The following is a 17,501-nucleotide window of genomic DNA, read 5'->3' on the forward strand; positions in this document are numbered from 1 at the left end:
TGAAGGAACCGGAGAAGAACGGAGGCGGCTGACGTGGAGCGGCTTGTGCCGTCCGATCCCTCGGTGATCGGCGGACACCGGCTCGCGGGGCGGCTCGGGGCGGGCGGCATGGGCGTCGTCTACCTCGCACGCTCTCCGCACGGCGCCTGGTGCGCACTGAAGGTGATCCGGGCCGAGTACGCCGACGACCCCGGCTTTCGCGCCCGCTTCCGCCGCGAGGCCGAGCTCGCCTCCGGGCTGACCGCCCGGTGGACCGTGCCGGTCGTCGGGGCGGACGCCGAGGCGCGCGAGCCGTGGCTGGCCACGGCCTACGTGCCCGGCCCCTCCCTGGCCGAGGCCGTCGCGCTGCGCGGACCCTGGCCGGAGGCGCAACTGCGCAGCCTGGGCACCGCGTTGGCCGAGGCGCTGGACGGGGTGCACGCTGCCGGTCTGGTCCACCGGGACGTCAAGCCCGCGAACGTGCTCCTCGCCGTGGACGGGCCGCGCCTGATCGACTTCGGCATCGCGCGGGCCGTCGGCGCGACCGCGCTCACCACGGACGGCTCCGTCGTCGGCTCCCCCGGCTACCTCTCGCCCGAGCAGGCCCGCGGGCACACGGTGGGTCCGGCCAGCGACGTCTTCTCGCTCGGCTGCGTCCTCGCCCACACGGCCACCGGCCGCCCCCCGTTCGGCGTCGGCGGGGCCGCGGCCGTGCTGTACCGGACCGTGCACCGGGAACCGGACCTGGACGGCGTACCGGAGGGTCTCGACCAGACCGTACGGCGGTGTCTGGCCAAGGAGCCGGAGGGGCGCCCGAGCGCGCGGGAACTCCTTGATGTCTTCGGTGGGTTCATGCGGGACGGGTGGCTGCCCGAGGGGCTGCCCGCCCTGGTCGCCGCCCGCGCCGGACACGTCCTCGACCTGCCGGTGCCCGAGCCGACCATGGTCTCCCGGGCCGCCCCCGTCGAGGCTCCCGAACCCCAGCCGTCACCGACCCGGCGGCGGCTGCTCGTCGCCGGGGCCGCGCTCGGGGTCACCGCGGCGGGCGGGACGGGTGCGTGGTGGCGGTGGGGCCGGAACAGCGCGTCCGCGAACACCGGCGCCGCCCGGCGGACCCGCCACGTGATCGCGGTGCTCGGCGACCCGGACGATCCCGTCCACCAGAACCAGGTGCGCGGCGTCCGCCTTGCCGTGGAGCGGCACAACGAGGACGCCCGGCGCACCGTCGACCTCGTGCTGCGCACCGCCGACGACCGGGGCACCGCGGCGGGCTCCGCGGCGGCGGCCGCCCGGCTGGCCGCCGACGAGACCGTGTCCGTGGTGATCGCCACGGGCGGGAACGCGACCGCGCCCGCGGCGGTGCCCGCGTGCACGGAGGCCCGGCTGCCGCTGCTGATCACCACCGCCGACACGGACGACCTCAACAGCCTCAGCACCACCTCGACGCTCGTGCTGCGGATCACCCGGACCATCGGCCCGGCCGCGGTGCTGCGCTATCTGAACCGGGTTGTCCAACCCGCCCGCACCGTGATCGTGAACGACCTGGCCACCCAGGCGGAGAGCGCGCCCACGGTCCGTATCGCCACCGTCTACGACAAACTCGAGAGCGAGACGGCAGTGGAGGACGTCGCCGCGGACGAGGACTTCGTCGACGCCGCCCGCCGCATCGCCGCCCGCCCCCAGGACGCGGTCCTGTTCGCGGGCGTGCGCCCGGACCGCGCCGCCGCCTGCGCCCGAGCGCTGCGGGACGCGGGTCACCAGGGCGCCCGGACCGCGGGCGAGCACGTCTTCGGCGCGTCCTTCCTCGCGGACGGCGAAGGCTGGTGGGTCGGCACGGCCTACACGGATGCGAGCGCCGACCCCCGTACGAAGGCGTTCGCCACGGCGTTCCGGGCCCGTTTCGCCCGACCGCCCGGCCCCTGGGCGGCCGAGGCGTACGACGCCGTCCGGTTCGCCGCCCATGGGCTCGCCTCCCTCGGCGACGACGGCCGGTCCACCTCCGCCCTGCGTTCGGAACTCCTGCGCCGCCCCTGGCAGGGCATCACCCGCCGCATGAGCTTCGACCCCGGCCAGCAGTTCTTGGAGTCCAACGAGGACGGCGGCACGTTCCTGTTCCGGGTGACCGGGGGAGCGGCCCGCTTCGTGACGCGCTCCGACAACATCCGCAAGAGGTCGTGAACCGGCCCGCAGTGTGCCCGAAACGCGTCGTACGTCAGCGAAGTCCCGTTCGCTATCCTGCCCGGGCCGACGTGGCGCAGGGTCCGGCGAAGTGAGGTCGGGGGATGAAAGCGATCGTCGTGGGGGCGGGCATCGGGGGACTGGCCGCGACGCTGAGCCTGCGCAGGGCGGGCTGCGAGGTCACACTCGTCGAGCAGACGCCGCGGTTCACCGAGATCGGTGCCGGGATCCAGCTGGCGCCCAACGCGACGCGGGTGCTGCGCCGGCTGGGCCTGCTCGACGCGGTCGCCGCGCAGGCTGTCCGGCCTCCTTACGTGAGTTTTCGGACCTGGTCCGACGGGGCCGAGATCTGCCGCTTTCCGATCGGGCCGGAGGCCGAGAAGGAGTTCGGGGCGCCCTATCTGCAGGTCCATCGGGCCGATCTGCACCAGGCGCTGGCGGACGCGGTGCCGGCCGAGTGCGTGCGCCTGGACACCGTGGTCGTGGGGATCGATCAGGACGACAGCGCGGCGTATGTGACGACCGGGAGCGGTGAGCGTCTGGGCGCGGACCTGGTCGTGGCCGCGGACGGGGTGCGGTCCCCGGCCCGGCAGTGGCTCTTCGGCAAGGACGAGGCGGTCTTCTCCGGGACCGCCGCCTACCGGGCGCTGCTCCCGGCCGACAAGGTGGCCGATCTGGACCTGCCGGAGTACGCCGGCTGGTTCGGGCCGGGCCGGCACTTCGTCCACTACTGGGTGCGTCCCGGCCAACTGCTCAATGTCGTGGGCGTGTTCGACACTCAGGCGCCCGCGCAGGAGTCGTGGACCGCGCGGGCGGAGCCGGGAGAGCAGCTGCGCACCTTCGACGGATGGGACCCCCGGCTGCTGAGCGTCCTCGAACGCGCGGGCCAGGTCTTCCGCTACGGCATCTACACCCGTGCCCCGCTGGAGATATGGAACCTCGGGCGGGTGACGCTGCTGGGCGACAGCGCCCATGCGATGGTGCCGTTCCTGGCCCAGGGTGCCGCACAGGCGATCATGGACGCGGGCGTGCTGGGCGACGTCCTCACGGGGACGACGCCGGCCGAGGTGCCCGAGGCGCTCGACCGGTATGTGCGGCGGCGGCTCACGACCGCCACGGGCGTGCAGTCCGGTTCCGCCCGGGCGGGCCGGGACTATCACCTGCCGGACGGCCCCGAGGCCGAGGCGCGGAACGCCCGCTGGGTGGCCTACGCGGCCGAGAACAGATTCGGTCCTCACGCGGTCGCGTGGGGCGTCGACGCCTGAGCCACCCCACGGGAAAACGCTTGGACTCCGCCCGTCCGCCCGCGGGACACTACGGCTTCTGCCCTGTCCGTAGTTGGCACGGACATCGAGGCAACGGCACCTCCTGACCGAGCAAACGGCGGGCTGCCGTACGACACCACGGGGTTGAGATGCGATCGCCAGAATCGGGTGAGTTACGCCGGGCCAAGGGCTCGGTGCTGCTCGCCCTTCGTTACTACGGACGGGAGTTGTCCCGGCTGCGGTGGCTGACGCTGCCCGCGATGCTGCTGCCGGCGCTGGGCAACATCGGCACCTTCTACCTCGCGCCGCTGGTCGTCGCGAAGCTGGTCGGCCGTATCGCCGGCGACACCGAGGTCTCCCTCGGCTGGACACTGCCGTACGTCCTCGGCTTCGCCGGTGTCCTGCTGCTCGCGGAGACGCTCTGGCGCGTCGGCCTGCACTGTCTGAACCGCCTTGCCGCCCGCAGCATCGAGCAGCTGTACGTGATCGGCATGGACCAGCTGTTCGCCAAGGACGCCGCGTTCTTCCACGACAACTTCGCCGGGGCGCTGACCAAGCGGGTCCTCAGCTTCGCCTCGCGCTTCGAGGACTTCATCGACACGCTGACGTTCCAGGTGGTGGCCAGCTTCGTGCCGCTGCTGTTCGGGTCGGTCGTGCTGTGGCGCTACGAACCCCTGCTCGTCCTCGGGCTGCTGGCGATGATCGCGTTGACGGCCCTGTGCGTGCTGCCGCTCATCCGCCGTCGCCAGGCGCTCGTCGATCAGCGCGAGGAGGCCATCGCCCGGGTGTCGGGTCATGTCGCCGACAGCCTGATGAACATGGACACGGTCCGGGCCTTCGCCGCCGAGGAACACGAGGCCGCCGAGCACCGGTCCCGGGTCGCCCAGTCGCGCCGGCTCACCCTGCGGTCCTGGGACTACGGCAATCTGCGCATCGACACGCTGGTGGCGCCGATGTCCGTACTGACCAACGCACTCGGCCTGCTGCTCGCGGTCGCCCTCGCCGGGGGCACGAACGGCGTGGAGGCGGTCGTGGTCGCCTTCACGTACTACACGAACGCGACGCGGATCATGTTCGAGTTCAACCAGATCTACCGCCGCCTGGAGAGCTCGATGACGGAGGCCGCGCAGTTCACCGAGCTGCTGCTGGTACCGCCGACCGTGCTCGACCCGGTGTCGCCCGAGCCGCTGCGGCCCGGCGCCGCCGACGTCCGCTTCGAGCGGGTGACCTTCGCCCACGCGGGAGCGGAGCCGCTCTTCGAGGGCCTCGACCTGGCCGTGCCCAGCGGGACGAAGATCGGACTCGTCGGGCGGTCCGGCGGCGGCAAGACCACCCTCACCCGGCTGCTGCTGCGGATGACCGACATCGACGCCGGCCGGATCCTGGTCGGGGGACAGGACATCAGCCGGCTGCGCCAGGCCGACCTGCGCGGTCTGATGGCCTACGTGCCGCAGGACCCGGCGATGTTCCACCGCACCCTGCGGGACAACATCGCGTTCGCCCGGCCGGACGCCACCGAGGCCGAGATCCGGCGCGCGGCTCAGGCGGCGCATGTCACGGAGTTCGCCGACGCCCTGCCGCACGGCTTCGACACCCTGGTGGGCGAGCGCGGGATCAAGCTTTCCGGCGGACAGCGCCAGCGGGTCGCTCTCGCCCGGGCGATCCTGCGTGACGCGCCGATCCTGCTGCTCGACGAGGCGACCAGTGCCCTGGACTCCGAGAGCGAGATCCTCGTGCAGGAGGCGCTGTGGCGGCTGATGGAGGGGCGGACGGCGCTGGTGGTGGCCCACAGGCTGAGCACGGTCGCCACCATGGACCAGCTCGTCGTCCTCGACCGCGGACGGATCGTCGAGCAGGGCACGCACCAGGAACTGCTCGCGTCGGACGGGACGTACGCGAAGCTGTGGCAGCACCAGTCGGGCGGCTTCCTCGACGACACCGTCCCGGACTACAGCACGAGCCCCGCCGTCGGCACCGCGGCAGCGGAACCCGGCCACTGAGGAAAGCACGATGTCCGGGGCTGCCACGCGAGCAGCCCCGGACATCGTGATCAGACGGTTCAGACGAGGTCGAACCGGTCCAGGTTCATGACCTTGTCCCACGCCGCGACGAAGTCCTTGACGAACTTCTCCTTCGCGTCGTCGCTCGCGTAGACCTCGGCGAGCGCACGCAGCTCCGAGTTGGAGCCGAAGACCAGGTCGGCACGGGTGCCGGTCCACTTGACCTCGCCCGTGGCGGCGTCGCTGCCCTCGAACGTGGTCTGGTCCTCGGAGGTCGACTTCCACGTCGTGCCCAGGTCGAGCAGGTTGACGAAGAAGTCGTTCGTCAGGACGCCCGGGGTCTCGGTGAGGACGCCGTGCTTCGACTGCTGGCTGTTCGCACCCAGGACACGGAGGCCACCGACGAGGGCCGTCGTCTCGGGGGCGCTCAGGGTCAGCAGGTTCGCCCGGTCCAGCAGCAGGTACTCGGCGGGAAGGCGGTTGCCCTTGCCGAGGTAGTTGCGGAACCCGTCCGAGGTCGGCTCCAGCGCGGCGAACGACTCCGCGTCGGTGTGCTCCTCGGTCGCGTCGACACGGCCCGGGGTGAAGGGCACCTCGATGTCGAAGCCCGCGTCCTTGGCGGCCTTCTCGACGCCGGCGCAGCCACCGAGGACGATCAGGTCGGCCAGGGACACCTTCTTGGCGCCGGAGTTGAACTCACCCTGGATCGACTCGAGGGTGCGCAGCACCGTCGCGAGCTGGTCGGGGTCGTTCGCCTCCCACGTGCGCTGCGGCTCCAGACGGATACGCGCGCCGTTGGCGCCGCCCCGCTTGTCGCTGCCGCGGTACGTCGAGGCCGACGCCCACGCGGTGGAGACCAGCTCGGAGACCGACAGGCCCGAGTCGAGGAGCTTGGCCTTGAGCGCCGCGATGTCGGCGGCGTCGATGACCTCACCCTCCGCCTGCGGCAGCGGGTCCTGCCACAGCAGCGTCTCCTCCGGGACGTCCGGGCCGAGGTACAGCGACTTCGGGCCCATGTCGCGGTGGGTCAGCTTGTACCAGGCGCGGGCGAAGGCGTCCGCGAACTGGTCGGGGTTCTCGTGGAAGCGGCGCGAGATCGGCTCGTAGACCGGGTCGAAGCGCAGCGAGAGGTCGGTCGTGAGCATCGTGGGCAGACGCTTCTTCGACGGGTCGTGCGCGTCGGGGATGATCGCTTCGGCGTCCTTGGCCACCCACTGCTTGGCGCCGGCCGGGGACTCGGACAGCTCCCACTCGTAGCCGAAGAGGATGCTGAAGAAGTCGTTGCTCCACTGGGTCGGCTTGGTGGTCCAGGTGACCTCCAGGCCGGAGGTGATGGCGTCGCCGCCCTTGCCCGTGCCGTAGGTGCTCTTCCAGCCCAGGCCCTGCTCCTCCATGGAGGCGGCCTCGGGGTCGTTGCCCACGTGGTCGGCCGGGCCGGCGCCGTGGGTCTTGCCGAAGGTGTGACCGCCCGCGATCAGGGCGACCGTCTCCTCGTCGTTCATCGCCATCCGGCGGAACGTCTCACGGATGTCGCGGGCCGCGGCGATCGGGTCAGGGTTGCCGTTCGGGCCCTCCGGGTTGACGTAGATCAGGCCCATCTGGACCGCGCCGAGCGGGTTCTCCAGCTCACGGTCGCCGGTGTAGCGCTGGTCGTCGAGCCAGGTGGTCTCGGGACCCCAGTAGACGTCCTCCTCCGGCTCCCAGACGTCCTCACGGCCGCCGGCGAAGCCGAAGGTCTTGAAGCCCATCTGCTCCAGGGCGACGTTGCCGGTGAGGATCATGAGGTCGGCCCAGGAGATGGACTGGCCGTACTTCTTCTTGACCGGCCACAGCAGCCGGCGGGCCTTGTCCAGGTTGCCGTTGTCGGGCCAGCTGTTGAGCGGGGCGAAGCGCTGCTGACCGGCACCGGCGCCGCCGCGGCCGTCGCTGATGCGGTAGGTGCCGGCGCTGTGCCAGGCCATACGGATCATCAGCGGGCCGTAGTTGCCGAAGTCCGCCGGCCACCAGTCCTGCGAGGTCGTGAGCACCTCGGCGATGTCCCGCTTCACGGCCGCGAGGTCGAGGTTCTGGAACGCCTCGGCGTAGTCGAACTCCTCGCCGAGCGGGTTCGCCACGGCGGGGTTCTTGGCCAGGATTTTCAGATTGAGCCGGTCCGGCCACCACTGGCGGTTGCCGCCGCCCTGAGTCGGGTGTGCGGCCCGCCCGTGCGCGACCGGGCAGCCACCTACGCCCTCCGCCTTGGGGTCGGTGACGATTGCATCGGGGTTCTCAGCCATGGGAATCCTTCCGGACTTGCTGGATCTTCGGTGCTCAGGAACTGCGTGGGGTGGAACAGTCGGGGCACTGGCCCCAGTAGATGACCTCGGCCTCGTCGATCGAGAAGCCGTGGTCGTCGGACGCGGTCAGGCAAGGCGCCTCGCCCATCGCACAGTCGACGTCGGCGACGACACCGCACGACCGGCAGATGACGTGGTGGTGGTTGTCCCCGACACGTCCCTCGTACCGGGCCGGGCTGCCGGCCGGTTCGATACGCCGGATGAGGCCCGCCCCGGTCAGTGCGTGGAGGCCCTCGTACACGGCTTGAAGGGAGACATGGCCGACGCGGTCACGGACTCCGGAGGCGATCGCCTCGACACCGAGATGGTCGCCGTGCCGGACGGTCTCGAGCAGCGCGGCACGAGCCGCCGTCACCCGCAGGCCGGCACCGCGCAGCTCCTCGGCCGTGGTCGGAGTCTCGGATGCGGTCATGCCGCAGAACCTATCCTCAAGAACACGAACGATTCAAGAAAACGACTCGTTCTAATTTCGTGTCGTGTCGGGGCACGGTGGTGGACGGGCCCGCGAGGGACAAGCATGGGGTGGGAGACCCGACACGACAGCAGTGAGGAGAGCCGCGATGACGACGACCGGAAACCTGCCCGAGGTCGTGTCCCGCGAGGAGTGGCTGGCTGCCCGCAAGGCGCTGCTGGCCGAGGAGAAGGAGCTGACCAGGGCGCGCGACCGGGTCAACGCCGACCGGCGGCGACTGCCGATGGTCCGCGTCGACAAGCCGTACACCTTCGAGGGCCCCGACGGGACGGTCCGCCTGCTCGACCTGTTCGAGGGCCGGCCGCAGCTGGTCGTGCACCACTTCATGTGGATCTACGACATCGACGCCGACGGCACCGAGCACCCCCGTGACCACGGCTGCTCCAGCTGCTCCTCAGCCGCCGACCAGATCCCCGCCCGGCTGCGTCAGCTGCACGTCCGGAACACCACGCTGGTCGCGGTGTCCAGGGCGCCGTACGCCAAGCTCGCCGCGTACCGCGACCGGATGGGCTGGACGTTCCCCTGGTACTCCTCGGCGGGCAGCGACTTCAACTACGACTTCCACACCACCCTCGACGAGCGCGTCGCCCCGGTGCTGCTCGGCTACCGCACCGAGGCCGAGCTCGCCGCCGCGGGGATGCCGTGGGAGGCGAGCTGGCGGGGCGACTATCCGGGCCTCAGCGCGTTCCTCCGCGTCGACGACGAGGTCTTCCACACCTACTCCACCTTCGGCCGCGGCATCGAGGAGTTCCACAACTGCGACAACTACCTCGACCTCACCCCGCTCGGCCGCCAGGAACCCTGGGAGGAGCCGAAGGGCCGCGCGGTCCCGCTCGGTCTGGAGGTCGGGGGCCCGGCGCTGCGGCTCCCGGACGAGTACGACGTCTGACTCACCGTGGTGATCGAGGTCCCGCCACGGCCGCTCAGCTCACGCAGCCCACATGGGCCAGCGCCTGCTTCAGGAGCACCCCGTGGCCGCCCGGCATGTCGCTCTGTACCGCCGGTGACAGGGCCTCCTGAGGGCTGAACCAGACGAGGTCGAGGGCGTCCTGGCGGGGCCGGCAGTCGCCGCTGACCGGGACGACGTAGGCGAGGGACACCGCGTGCTGACGCGGGTCGTGGTAGGGCGTGATGCCCTGGGTGGGGAAGTACTCGGCGACCGTGAAGGGCTGGAGGGACGTCGGGACGCGGGGCAGCGCCACGGGGCCGAGGTCCTTCTCCAGGTGGCGCAGCAGGGCGTCCCGGACCCGCTCGTGGTGCAGGACACGGCCGGAGACCAGCGACCGGCTGACCGTTCCGTCGGGTCCGATGCGCAGCAGCAGGCCGATGCTGCTGACTTCGCCGCTGTCGTCGACGCGCACGGGCACGGCCTCGACGTACAGGATCGGCATGCGGGCGCGCGCCATCTCGAGCTCGTCGGGGGAGAGCCAACCGGGCGTGGTATCGGTCATGTCAGACATTGCTTGATCATACTTTCAGGAGTTGGCGGAAAACCGGTAGACCCGGCGGGCGTTGTCCCGCCCGGCCCAGCGGGCGACACGGAGCGCGTCCGGCAGGCTCAGCTCGTCGGCGTCCACCCGGTCCTGCAGCAGCCCGGCCAGCCCCTGCCGGAAGGCCACCGCGCCGAGCAGGTAGAACTCGGCCAGACCGTAGGCGTCGGAGCTGTACAGCAGCTTGCGGAACGGGGTGATTTCCAGGGCTTCCTCCAGGACCGCCCGCGCCCGGACCGGCCCGACGTGGTGCAGGGTCAGCCCCACATCGAGGTACACCCGCTCGAACACCGCGGCCAGATAGGCGGCCTGCCGCTGGTACGGCCAGCAGTGCAGCAGGAGGACGGGGATCGTGCCGCTCGTCAGATGCAGCCAGTCGGTCAGGAGGGCGGGGTCAGCCCGGTGCAGACGGATGTCATCGTCACCGAAGCCCGTGTGCAGTTGGAGCGGCAGCCCCAGCTCCACGGCCGTCCACAGCAGATGCCGTACGAGAACGGGGTGCGCGAGTCGGCCACCTGCGGCAAGCCACTGACGGGCCGCCTCGGTGACCTCCGCGTCCGTCGGGCGGGCCGGGTCGAGTTCGAAGCCGGTGCGGTAGGCGGCGACAGACTTCACCGCCACCACGCCCGGACGTCGTACGGCCTCCTCCGCCGCCGCTCGGAACACGCGCGCGTACTCGTCCGGTTCGACCCCCTCGGCCGCGACCGCCTCGGCGACGGATTCCAGTCGTACGACCTCGAAGGCGTCCGCGTCCGCCGTCTCCGCCAGCTCCGCCGGAGTGGTCAGCCGGTCCGGGGTGTAGCCGGTGTCGACGCAGAGCACCTCCGTCTGCGCGGCCGTGAGGAAGCGGTGGTTGACGTCGCGCGCGCCCAGCTCCGCGCGCCGAGCCAGGTACGCGTCGGCGGGTGCGTGCCGGGGCAGGTCGAGGAGGGGAGCGCAGTGGCGGCGGACGGCCGTGCCGACGGGTGTGTCGAATGTCGAGATGCCCGGCCAGGTGCCGCCTTCCGTGAGCAGGGACTCGAAGTCCTCCCGGTCGAGATCGGCCGTGGTGACGCCGTGGCAGTGATGGTCGAACAGGGGCAGCGCGGCCAACTCGTCCTGGACGGCGCCCATGTCAGTACTTCCACCGGTACGCCGCCGCGATCCGCTCGTCGTCCAGTCCGGCGACGGCCGCGATCTCCCCCAGGCGTACGGCGGTCACCGCGTCGGCGAGGACCGGGCCCAGGGCGGTGCGCAGCCGTTCGTCCTTGCGGAACTCCTCGACCGCCTCCGCCAGCGAGGTCGGCAGCCGGCGCACCGCCTCGCCCAGGCGTGCCGGGTCGCCGGTGATCTCCTCGGGCAGGGGCGCCGCCGACGTGACTCCGTCCAGTCCGGCGGCGATCAGGCAGCCGAGGGCGAGATACGGGTTGGCGGCCAGGTCGACCGGCTTGACCTCCAGGTTCGCCGCCTGGTCGCGCAGGCCAGCCGTCCCGGTGACGACGCGTACCGCCGCCTCGCGGGTCTCGTGGCCCCAGGTGGTGAACACCCCGGCCCATTGGGAGGGTTTGAGCCGCAGTTGGCTCGCCGGGCTCGGGGCGGTGACGGCCGTCAGGGCGGGCAGGTGGGCGAGGATTCCGGCCGCGAAGGACTCCGCCTCGGCCGTCATGCCGTACCGGCCCGCGCCGCCGGAGTGCAGGTTCGCGCCGTCGCGCCAGGCGGAGAGGTGGATGTGGCCGCCGTTGCCGACGCCCTGCGCGAACACGGCCGGGGCGAAGGAGACGACCAGCCCGTGGCGCTGCGCCACCGCCCGGACGGTCTGCCGCACCAGCACGCTGCGGTCGGCCGCCGCCACCGGGTCGAGCGCGCCCACCGAGATCTCGAACTGCCCTGCCGCGTACTCGGGATGGACCTGCTCGACGTCCACGCCCTGCGCCGCGCACGCCGCCAGCAGGTCGGCCGTGTAGTCGCTCAACTCCACCTGCCGGGCCGCCCCGTAGGCGGGACCCGACACCGCGGGCACGAACTCCCCGTCCGCCGTGGGTCCCCGGCCCACCGCCCACTCGATCTCGACCGCCGCCCGGAAGGTGATGCCGTGCCGCTCGGCCGTGTCGGCGACGATCCGGCGCAGGAAGGTGCGGCTGCAGGCGGGATGCCGCTCGCCGTCCTGGGTGATCCGGTCGACCGGCGCCCACGCCCAGCCGGGCTGCCCGGCCAGGGCGACCAGTTGGTCCAGGTCGGGGTAGAGACGCAGATCGCCGTCGGGCGAGCCGAGGACGTCGGTGGTGACGATGGAGTCGTTCGCCAGGAACGTGTCGAAGACCGGCGACATGCCGACGCCCCAGGCAGCCGCCGAGGGGAGCTTGGCGGTGGGGACGGCCTTCACCCGGCCGATGCCCGCCGTGTCGACGTAGGCCAGGACGACGCCGTGCACACCCCGGCCCGACAACTCCCCGCTCAGCGCGGTGGCCCGTTCCACATCGCCGGGACGCCCTCCGGGAACGGGGTCGGCAAGGGTGGTCATACGTCCTCCTCGGCGGACTCGGCGGCCAGGTCAGGGTTTCACGGCCACCGCGCCGAACTGCGGTACCGCGGCGGGCAGGTCGGGCCCGGCGTGCCACTGGGAGCACGGCACCATGCCCGGGTCGAGCAGCTCCAGTCCTTCCAGGAAGGCGGCTATGTCCGCGCGGCTGCGGGCCGTGATCGGCGGGGTGGCGTTCTCGTTCCAGAACTTCATCGCCGGGATCTGGCCCTCACCGCCCAGGTCCGCGTCGAAGGTGGGGTGCGTCAGGACCAGGAAGCTGCCGGAGGGGACGGCCTCCATGACGCGGCCCACGATGTGCCGCGCCTTGTCGGTGTCCAGCACGAAGTTGAGGATGCCGAGCATCATCACGGCGACGGGACGGGTGAAGTCGAGGCTCCGCGCGGCGCGTTCCAGGATCGCGTCCGGGTCGTGCACGTCCGCGTCGACGTAGTCGGTGACGCCCTCGGGGGTGCCGGTCAGCAGTGTGCGGGCATGGGCGAGGACGATCGGGTCGTTGTCGACGTACACGATCCGTGCCTCGGGCGCGATGCGCTGGGCGATCTCGTGGGTGTTCTCGGCCGTCGGCAGCCCGGTGCCGATGTCGAGGAACTGCCGCACTCCACGCTCTCCGGCGAGGAACCGCACGGCACGGCCGAGGAATTCACGGTCCGCGCGGGCGATGTCCCGGATCACCGGGAACATGGTCGCCACGTGCTCGCCGACCTGCTGGTCGACCTCGTAGTTGTCCTTGCCGCCGATCCAGTAGTTCCACACGCGCGCGTTGTGCGCCACGGCGGTGTTCAGCCTCGGCGACCCGCCCGGCGGGGTGTGGCTCTCGCTCAACTCTGCTCCTTCGCGCGCCCGCGGCCGTCGCCGCCATTGTGCCGTTCGATGATCAGCATGTCCCGGAAAGGGCCCGAGCAGAAGTGGGCGTGACGCGAACCGGCGCGGACGCGGTGTGCTACCGGCGAGTACCCCGACCCTGTGACGCGTGCGGTGCCTGAGGTATGGTCCCCTGCGATCCGCAACCACTCACAGGCTGCAGACCGCTACGGGCGGTGTCGAAGGGGGCGGCAGCATCATGGAATTCCATCTGGTCGAGGAGGAGCCGGCGCGGGACGGTGCGCGGCTGGAAGCCCTGGCCCCGGAACCCCTGCTGACACGGGACTACGAGACCCGGCCCGCGCTCGTCTACGAGCGGCTGCGCGAACGCCACGGCCCGGTCGCCCCGGTCGACCTGCTGGGCGTGCCCGCATGGCTGGTGCTGGGCTACCGCGAGTCGCTCCAGGTGCTGCACGACGACGCCGGCTGGCCGAAGGGCCTGGAGAACTGGCGGGCCCGGTCGGAGGGCCGGGTGCCCGCGGACTGGCCGCTCGCACCCTCCCTCGAGGTCAACCACGTGCTGATCCAGGGCGGTTCGGGCCACCGTCGGCTGCGCAGTGCCTGGGACGGCGCCCTGCGGCCGTTCCAGGACCCGCGCCAACCGCAGGCCAAGCGGTTGAAGGCGGCCGTCACGACCTACGCCGACGAGCTGATCACCCTGCTCGGACAGGGCGGCGGCACGGGCATGGCGGACCTGTCGGCGCAGTTCTCCCGCCCGCTGCCGCTGATGGCGGCGAGCCATCTGCTCGGCTTCCCCGGCTCGCAGGGCGACGACGCCCTGATGGACATGTGGCGGGTGCTGGACGCGGGCCCGGACGCCGAACCCGCCCTGGCGCGGCTGCTGCGGACGCTCACGGAGCTGGCCGCCGCCAAGCGGGAGCAACCGGGCGACGACTTCCCCTCCCTGCTGCTGGCCGCCGACCCGGACCTCTCGGTCGACGAGCTCGCCCGCGAGCTGTTCATGCTGCTCGGCATGACCTCCGACCACGTAGGCATCCTCATCTCCAACACCGTCGTCGAGGTGATCTCCGGAGAACGCGAGGGAGGGGTGCGCGCGGTCCTGTCCGCCGGGATGGTCCGGGAGACCATGAACCGGGTGGTCATGCGCAAGCCCCCGCTGGTCAACTTCGTGCCGAGGTTCGCGGCCGCGGACACCCGGCTCGGGAACTACACCATCCACGCCGGTGACCCCGTGTGGGTCTCCTCCGCCGCGGCGCACGCCGACCCCGTGTTCGCCGGGCAGACGGCACCGGGCTCCTCCACCATCAGCAGCCGCGCGCATCTGTCCTGGGGAGCGGGTCCGCGCCAGTGCCCGGCCCGCGAACTGGCGTCGACGATCGCGGCGGCGGGCGTGAACCGGGTCTTCGAACGCTTCGCCCACCTGGAGCTGGCCCTCCCGGTCGACCAACTGCCGTGGCGCTCCTCGCCGTTCATGCGAGGGCTGCGCTCGCTGCCCGTGCGCTACGAACTCGCCGAGCACGCACCGTCGCGTTATGTGCCGGCGGCGGTGACTCCGGAAGCCGCGGCGCCGGAGGCTGACGTACCGGACCAGGCCATCCGTCGGCGGTCGTCGCTGTGGCGGTACCTGACGGGGCTGATCCGTCCGGGCGGCTGAACACCGGTCACGAGCCGGGCTGGACCTGCCCGCTCTGCCAGGCCCAGGCGGCGATCTCCACCCGGTTCCGTGCGTTCAGCTTGAGCTGGATGCTGGACAGGTGGGTCTTGACCGTGGACAGGGACACATACAGCTCGGCGGCGATCTCGGCGTTGGTGCGGCCGAGGGCGACCAGGCGGACCACGTCGAGCTCGCGGTCGGTGAGGGGTTCCGGCAGTGGCGCGGCGCGGCGTGGGGCGATCGGCTCCGGGGTCGCCGTGACGTGCTTGAGCAGGCGTACGGTCACCGAGGGGGAGACCAGTGAGTCGCCGGCCGCGGCGGCGCGTACCGCCTCCGCGAGGAGTGTCGGCCCCGAGTCCTTGAGCAGGAAGCCGCACGCACCGCCACGCAGCGCGCCGTACACGTACTCGTCGAGGTCGAAGGTGGTGACGACGACCACGCGCATCGGGTCGGCCACCTCGGGCCCGGCCAGCAGCCGGGTCGCCTCCAGGCCGTCCAGCTTGGGCATCCGGATGTCCAGCAGGCACACGTCCGGCCGCACCTTGCGGGCCAGCGCGACCGCCTCCTCGCCGTTGGCGGCCTCCGCGACGACGGTGATGTCGGGCTGGGCGTCGAGGAAGAAGCGGAAACCGGTGCGGACCATGTCCTGGTCGTCGGCGATCAGGACGCGGATGGGGGCGCCCGGCGGGGCGGGGGTCGTCATGGCTTGATCATGCCTCAGGGAATCGGAGGAGGACGGCCCGCCGGTACGCCGGGCCGTCGTCCCCATGGATGTCGTCAGTCCGCGGTCTGCGCCGGATCGGCCGTCACTCTGCGCAGCAGGGGCCGGCTGCCGCTGATGGCGGCGAACATGGCCAGCGCTCCGACGACCACGCACACGGTCAGTTGGATGACATCCGACGTGTTGATCGTGGCCCCGACCAGCTTGTTGAGCTGATACGAGCCGTACATGCCCATCGCGGTCGTGCCGCCCGCCAGCACGACCAGCGGCAGGACCGTCTCGCGGACCCTGGCCCGGTCCAGCACCTTCAACGGCGTGCCGGCCAGGCGCAGCAGGCCGTAGACGCGCCGCCGGTCGAGGACGTTCGCGGCGGCCGTCAGACCGGCGGAAGCGGTCGCCAGGACGAAGCTCAGGGCCAGTGTCGCGGTGCTGACCTGGGCGATGCGGTCGGTGATCGTGCGGTCGCTCGCGGTCGCGTAGTCCTGGGTGTACGGCGGATGGCCCGAGCTGACGGAGGACAGGACGGTGACGGCGGTGTCCATCCGCTCTGTACCGCCGGAGACATGGGCGACCACGCCGGGGCTGCCGCCGAGCAGGCTGTCGTAGTCGTCGGCGCTGACGACGGTGACCTTCGCGGTGACGCCCGCACGGTCCAGCAGAGTGCGGGCCTCGACGGCGGCGTGCCGGGAGGCGGTGGCGTCCGTGGTGATCACGGCCACCTGGTCGCGGTACTGCGCACCCTCAAAGCTCAGCATGCTGACGGAGAAGAACCCGGCCGCGAATCCGGCCAGCACCAGACCGCTGACGGTGCGCCAGGCGCCACGCGGGTCGTCGCTGAGTCTGCGGGCGGCGAGCAGGGTGGCGGGGCGGCGGGCGAAGCGGCCCGCGAGCCGGCCCAACTGGTCCACGACCCATGGGCCGAACAGCCAGAACGCGCCGTAGAAGACCAGCAGCAGGACCAGGAGCTGTCGGCTGGTGACCTGGCCTCCCGTGGACATCCAGATGTAGCCCAGGGCGACCACGAAGGCGACCATGCGGATCAGCCGGGTCCGCCGGGGGTTCGCCTGCTGGGCGACCCCCAGGGGCGAGGTCGCCACCTGACGCAGCATCGACACGGCACTGACCGTGATGAGTGCGGTGACCGCCGGCACGACCGCCGCGAACCACCCTGGCCCGACCCAGAGTTGGCCTGTGTACCAGCCGCCGATGCCGTACGGGATCTCGGCGAGGGCGGGCAGCAGGGTCACATAGACGAGCGCGCCCGTCAGCGCTCCGGCCGCACCGACGGCCGCCGCTTCCACGGCGGTCATGCCGATGATCTGCCGTGGGGTCGCCCCGGCCAGCCGCAGCGCGGCGAGCCGCTGTTCGCGCCGGGCCGCCCCCAGTCGTCCGGCCGCGGCGGAGAGCACGACCACGGGCATGGCCAGCAGGACCACGCCGAGCAACGCGGTCGGCTGGTCCCCGATCGTGAACATGCTGGCCTTGTTCCCGGAGAACCCGGAGACCACGGCCCGCGCGGCCTGTTCCTCGTCGAAGTAGCTCGCGCCCTCCGCGGCCACCTGCGACATCGCACGATCCGACGGCGCCCGGCCGACCACGGCGACCAGCTCGTCCGGCGAGGCGAGACCGGCGGCGCCGATCGTGCCGTAGGACTTCACCTCGGGGAAACGGTCGGCCAGTTGGTTCGCGGGCAGCTTGTGCAGCAGTTGGGCGAGGGCGGGGGAGACATACACCTCGCCCTGCTTCGGGAAGGCGTCGAGACCGGGCGGGGCCGGGGTCGTGGAGCGGCCAGGCAATTGGGCGAGCGACACGACGGAGAGGGGTACGCCGCGGACGTACGTCGTGGCGAGCGCCTGGACTGCCGTGCCGTTCTTGGCGGGCTCGGGGGTGCGCCAGGCGGTGTGGTCGGCGCGGGTCCCGGAGCCGACGGTCGCGGCGATCATCACCAGCATCACGAAGGCGCCGACGGCGGCGGCCCCGGCGGCCAGCAGATGGCTCTGCAGGCCGCGGCGACCGGAAGCCTTGGCCAGATGGAAGGTCAAGGGCAGGACGGGGGAACGCAT

General features: G+C 71.9%; 13 protein-coding genes. 5 read left to right on the forward strand and 8 right to left on the reverse strand.

The features are described 5' to 3' along the window. The first annotated feature begins 33 nt into the window (after window positions 1-33). From ACTWQO_RS00530 to ACTWQO_RS00540, 3 genes are all read left to right on the forward strand, one after another. On the forward strand, window positions 34-2,157 hold the full coding sequence (locus tag ACTWQO_RS00530; protein WP_443235154.1) for a bifunctional serine/threonine-protein kinase/ABC transporter substrate-binding protein: 2,124 nt from the start codon (window positions 34-36) through the stop codon (window positions 2,155-2,157). Between the two features lie 104 nt (window positions 2,158-2,261). After that, window positions 2,262-3,422 carry an FAD-dependent monooxygenase gene (locus ACTWQO_RS00535; RefSeq protein ID WP_443235155.1) on the forward strand — a complete coding sequence of 387 codons (1,161 nt, stop codon included), beginning with the start codon at window positions 2,262-2,264 and terminating at the stop codon, window positions 3,420-3,422. 149 nt (window positions 3,423-3,571) lie between these two features. Then, window positions 3,572-5,422: an ABC transporter ATP-binding protein gene (locus ACTWQO_RS00540; RefSeq protein ID WP_443235156.1), complete on the forward strand. Its 1,851-nt coding sequence runs from the start codon at window positions 3,572-3,574 to the stop codon at window positions 5,420-5,422. Between the two features lie 59 nt (window positions 5,423-5,481). Here ACTWQO_RS00540 and katG read toward each other — a convergent pair whose 3' ends face one another. Next, a complete protein-coding gene (gene katG, locus ACTWQO_RS00545) occupies window positions 5,482-7,698 on the reverse strand; it encodes a catalase/peroxidase HPI (RefSeq protein WP_443235157.1) in 2,217 nt (738 codons plus the stop codon). Window positions 7,699-7,732: 34 nt separating this feature from the next. Further along, entirely contained in the window at window positions 7,733-8,170 is a 438-nt protein-coding gene (locus ACTWQO_RS00550) for a Fur family transcriptional regulator (RefSeq protein ID WP_443235158.1), read from the reverse strand. 148 nt (window positions 8,171-8,318) lie between these two features. On the opposite strand from ACTWQO_RS00550, the gene ACTWQO_RS00555 reads away from it, so the two are divergent. After that, window positions 8,319-9,119, forward strand: a complete 801-nt coding sequence (locus ACTWQO_RS00555) for a DUF899 domain-containing protein (RefSeq protein ID WP_443235159.1) — start codon at window positions 8,319-8,321, stop codon at window positions 9,117-9,119. 34 nt (window positions 9,120-9,153) lie between these two features. Here the strand turns inward: ACTWQO_RS00555 and ACTWQO_RS00560 are convergent, their stop codons facing one another. The 4 genes from ACTWQO_RS00560 to ACTWQO_RS00575 are packed head-to-tail and all read right to left on the reverse strand — an operon-like array spanning window position 9,154 to window position 13,063. Next, entirely contained in the window at window positions 9,154-9,681 is a 528-nt protein-coding gene (locus tag ACTWQO_RS00560; protein WP_443235160.1) for an NUDIX hydrolase family protein, read from the reverse strand. Between the two features lie 24 nt (window positions 9,682-9,705). Beyond that, entirely contained in the window at window positions 9,706-10,833 is a 1,128-nt protein-coding gene (locus ACTWQO_RS00565; protein WP_443235161.1) for an amidohydrolase family protein, read from the reverse strand. A 1-nt stretch (window position 10,834) separates the two neighbouring features. Further along, a complete protein-coding gene (locus tag ACTWQO_RS00570) occupies window positions 10,835-12,220 on the reverse strand; it encodes a glutamine synthetase family protein (protein ID WP_443235162.1) in 1,386 nt (461 codons plus the stop codon). A gap of 30 nt (window positions 12,221-12,250) precedes the next feature. Continuing rightward, window positions 12,251-13,063, reverse strand: a complete 813-nt coding sequence (locus ACTWQO_RS00575) for an SAM-dependent methyltransferase (protein ID WP_443235163.1) — start codon at window positions 13,061-13,063, stop codon at window positions 12,251-12,253. 238 nt (window positions 13,064-13,301) lie between these two features. Here ACTWQO_RS00575 and ACTWQO_RS00580 point away from each other — a divergent pair, with 238 nt between their 5' ends. Further along, window positions 13,302-14,717: a cytochrome P450 gene (locus tag ACTWQO_RS00580; protein ID WP_443235164.1), complete on the forward strand. Its 1,416-nt coding sequence runs from the start codon at window positions 13,302-13,304 to the stop codon at window positions 14,715-14,717. A gap of 7 nt (window positions 14,718-14,724) precedes the next feature. On the opposite strand, the gene ACTWQO_RS00585 is transcribed toward ACTWQO_RS00580, so the two are convergent. Together ACTWQO_RS00585 and ACTWQO_RS00590 are read right to left on the reverse strand one after the other, a co-directional pair. Then, window positions 14,725-15,420, reverse strand: coding sequence for a response regulator (locus ACTWQO_RS00585; protein ID WP_443235165.1), 696 nt, complete (start codon window positions 15,418-15,420; stop codon window positions 14,725-14,727). A gap of 74 nt (window positions 15,421-15,494) precedes the next feature. Further along, window positions 15,495-17,501: an FtsX-like permease family protein gene (locus ACTWQO_RS00590; RefSeq protein WP_443235166.1), complete on the reverse strand. Its 2,007-nt coding sequence runs from the start codon at window positions 17,499-17,501 to the stop codon at window positions 15,495-15,497.

The organism is Streptomyces sp. 4N124, assembly GCF_052245395.1.
In the GTDB taxonomy this organism is placed as follows: domain Bacteria; phylum Actinomycetota; class Actinomycetes; order Streptomycetales; family Streptomycetaceae; genus Streptomyces.

Bases quoted from the DNA above. Each gene is read 5' to 3' on its own strand.
- ACTWQO_RS00535 (WP_443235155.1), top strand. From the start codon at position 2,262: ATGAAAGCGATCGTCGTGGGGGCGGGCATCGGGGGACTGGCCGCGACG.
- ACTWQO_RS00540 (WP_443235156.1), top strand. From the start codon at position 3,572: ATGCGATCGCCAGAATCGGGTGAGTTACGCCGGGCCAAGGGCTCGGTG.
- katG (WP_443235157.1), bottom strand. From the start codon at position 7,698: ATGGCTGAGAACCCCGATGCAATCGTCACCGACCCCAAGGCGGAGGGC.
- ACTWQO_RS00550 (WP_443235158.1), bottom strand. From the start codon at position 8,170: ATGACCGCATCCGAGACTCCGACCACGGCCGAGGAGCTGCGCGGTGCC.
- ACTWQO_RS00555 (WP_443235159.1), top strand. From the start codon at position 8,319: ATGACGACGACCGGAAACCTGCCCGAGGTCGTGTCCCGCGAGGAGTGG.
- ACTWQO_RS00560 (WP_443235160.1), bottom strand. From the start codon at position 9,681: ATGACCGATACCACGCCCGGTTGGCTCTCCCCCGACGAGCTCGAGATG.
- ACTWQO_RS00565 (WP_443235161.1), bottom strand. From the start codon at position 10,833: ATGGGCGCCGTCCAGGACGAGTTGGCCGCGCTGCCCCTGTTCGACCAT.
- ACTWQO_RS00570 (WP_443235162.1), bottom strand. From the start codon at position 12,220: ATGACCACCCTTGCCGACCCCGTTCCCGGAGGGCGTCCCGGCGATGTG.
- ACTWQO_RS00580 (WP_443235164.1), top strand. From the start codon at position 13,302: ATGGAATTCCATCTGGTCGAGGAGGAGCCGGCGCGGGACGGTGCGCGG.
- ACTWQO_RS00585 (WP_443235165.1), bottom strand. From the start codon at position 15,420: ATGACGACCCCCGCCCCGCCGGGCGCCCCCATCCGCGTCCTGATCGCC.
- ACTWQO_RS00590 (WP_443235166.1), bottom strand. From the start codon at position 17,501: ATGCGTTCCCCCGTCCTGCCCTTGACCTTCCATCTGGCCAAGGCTTCC.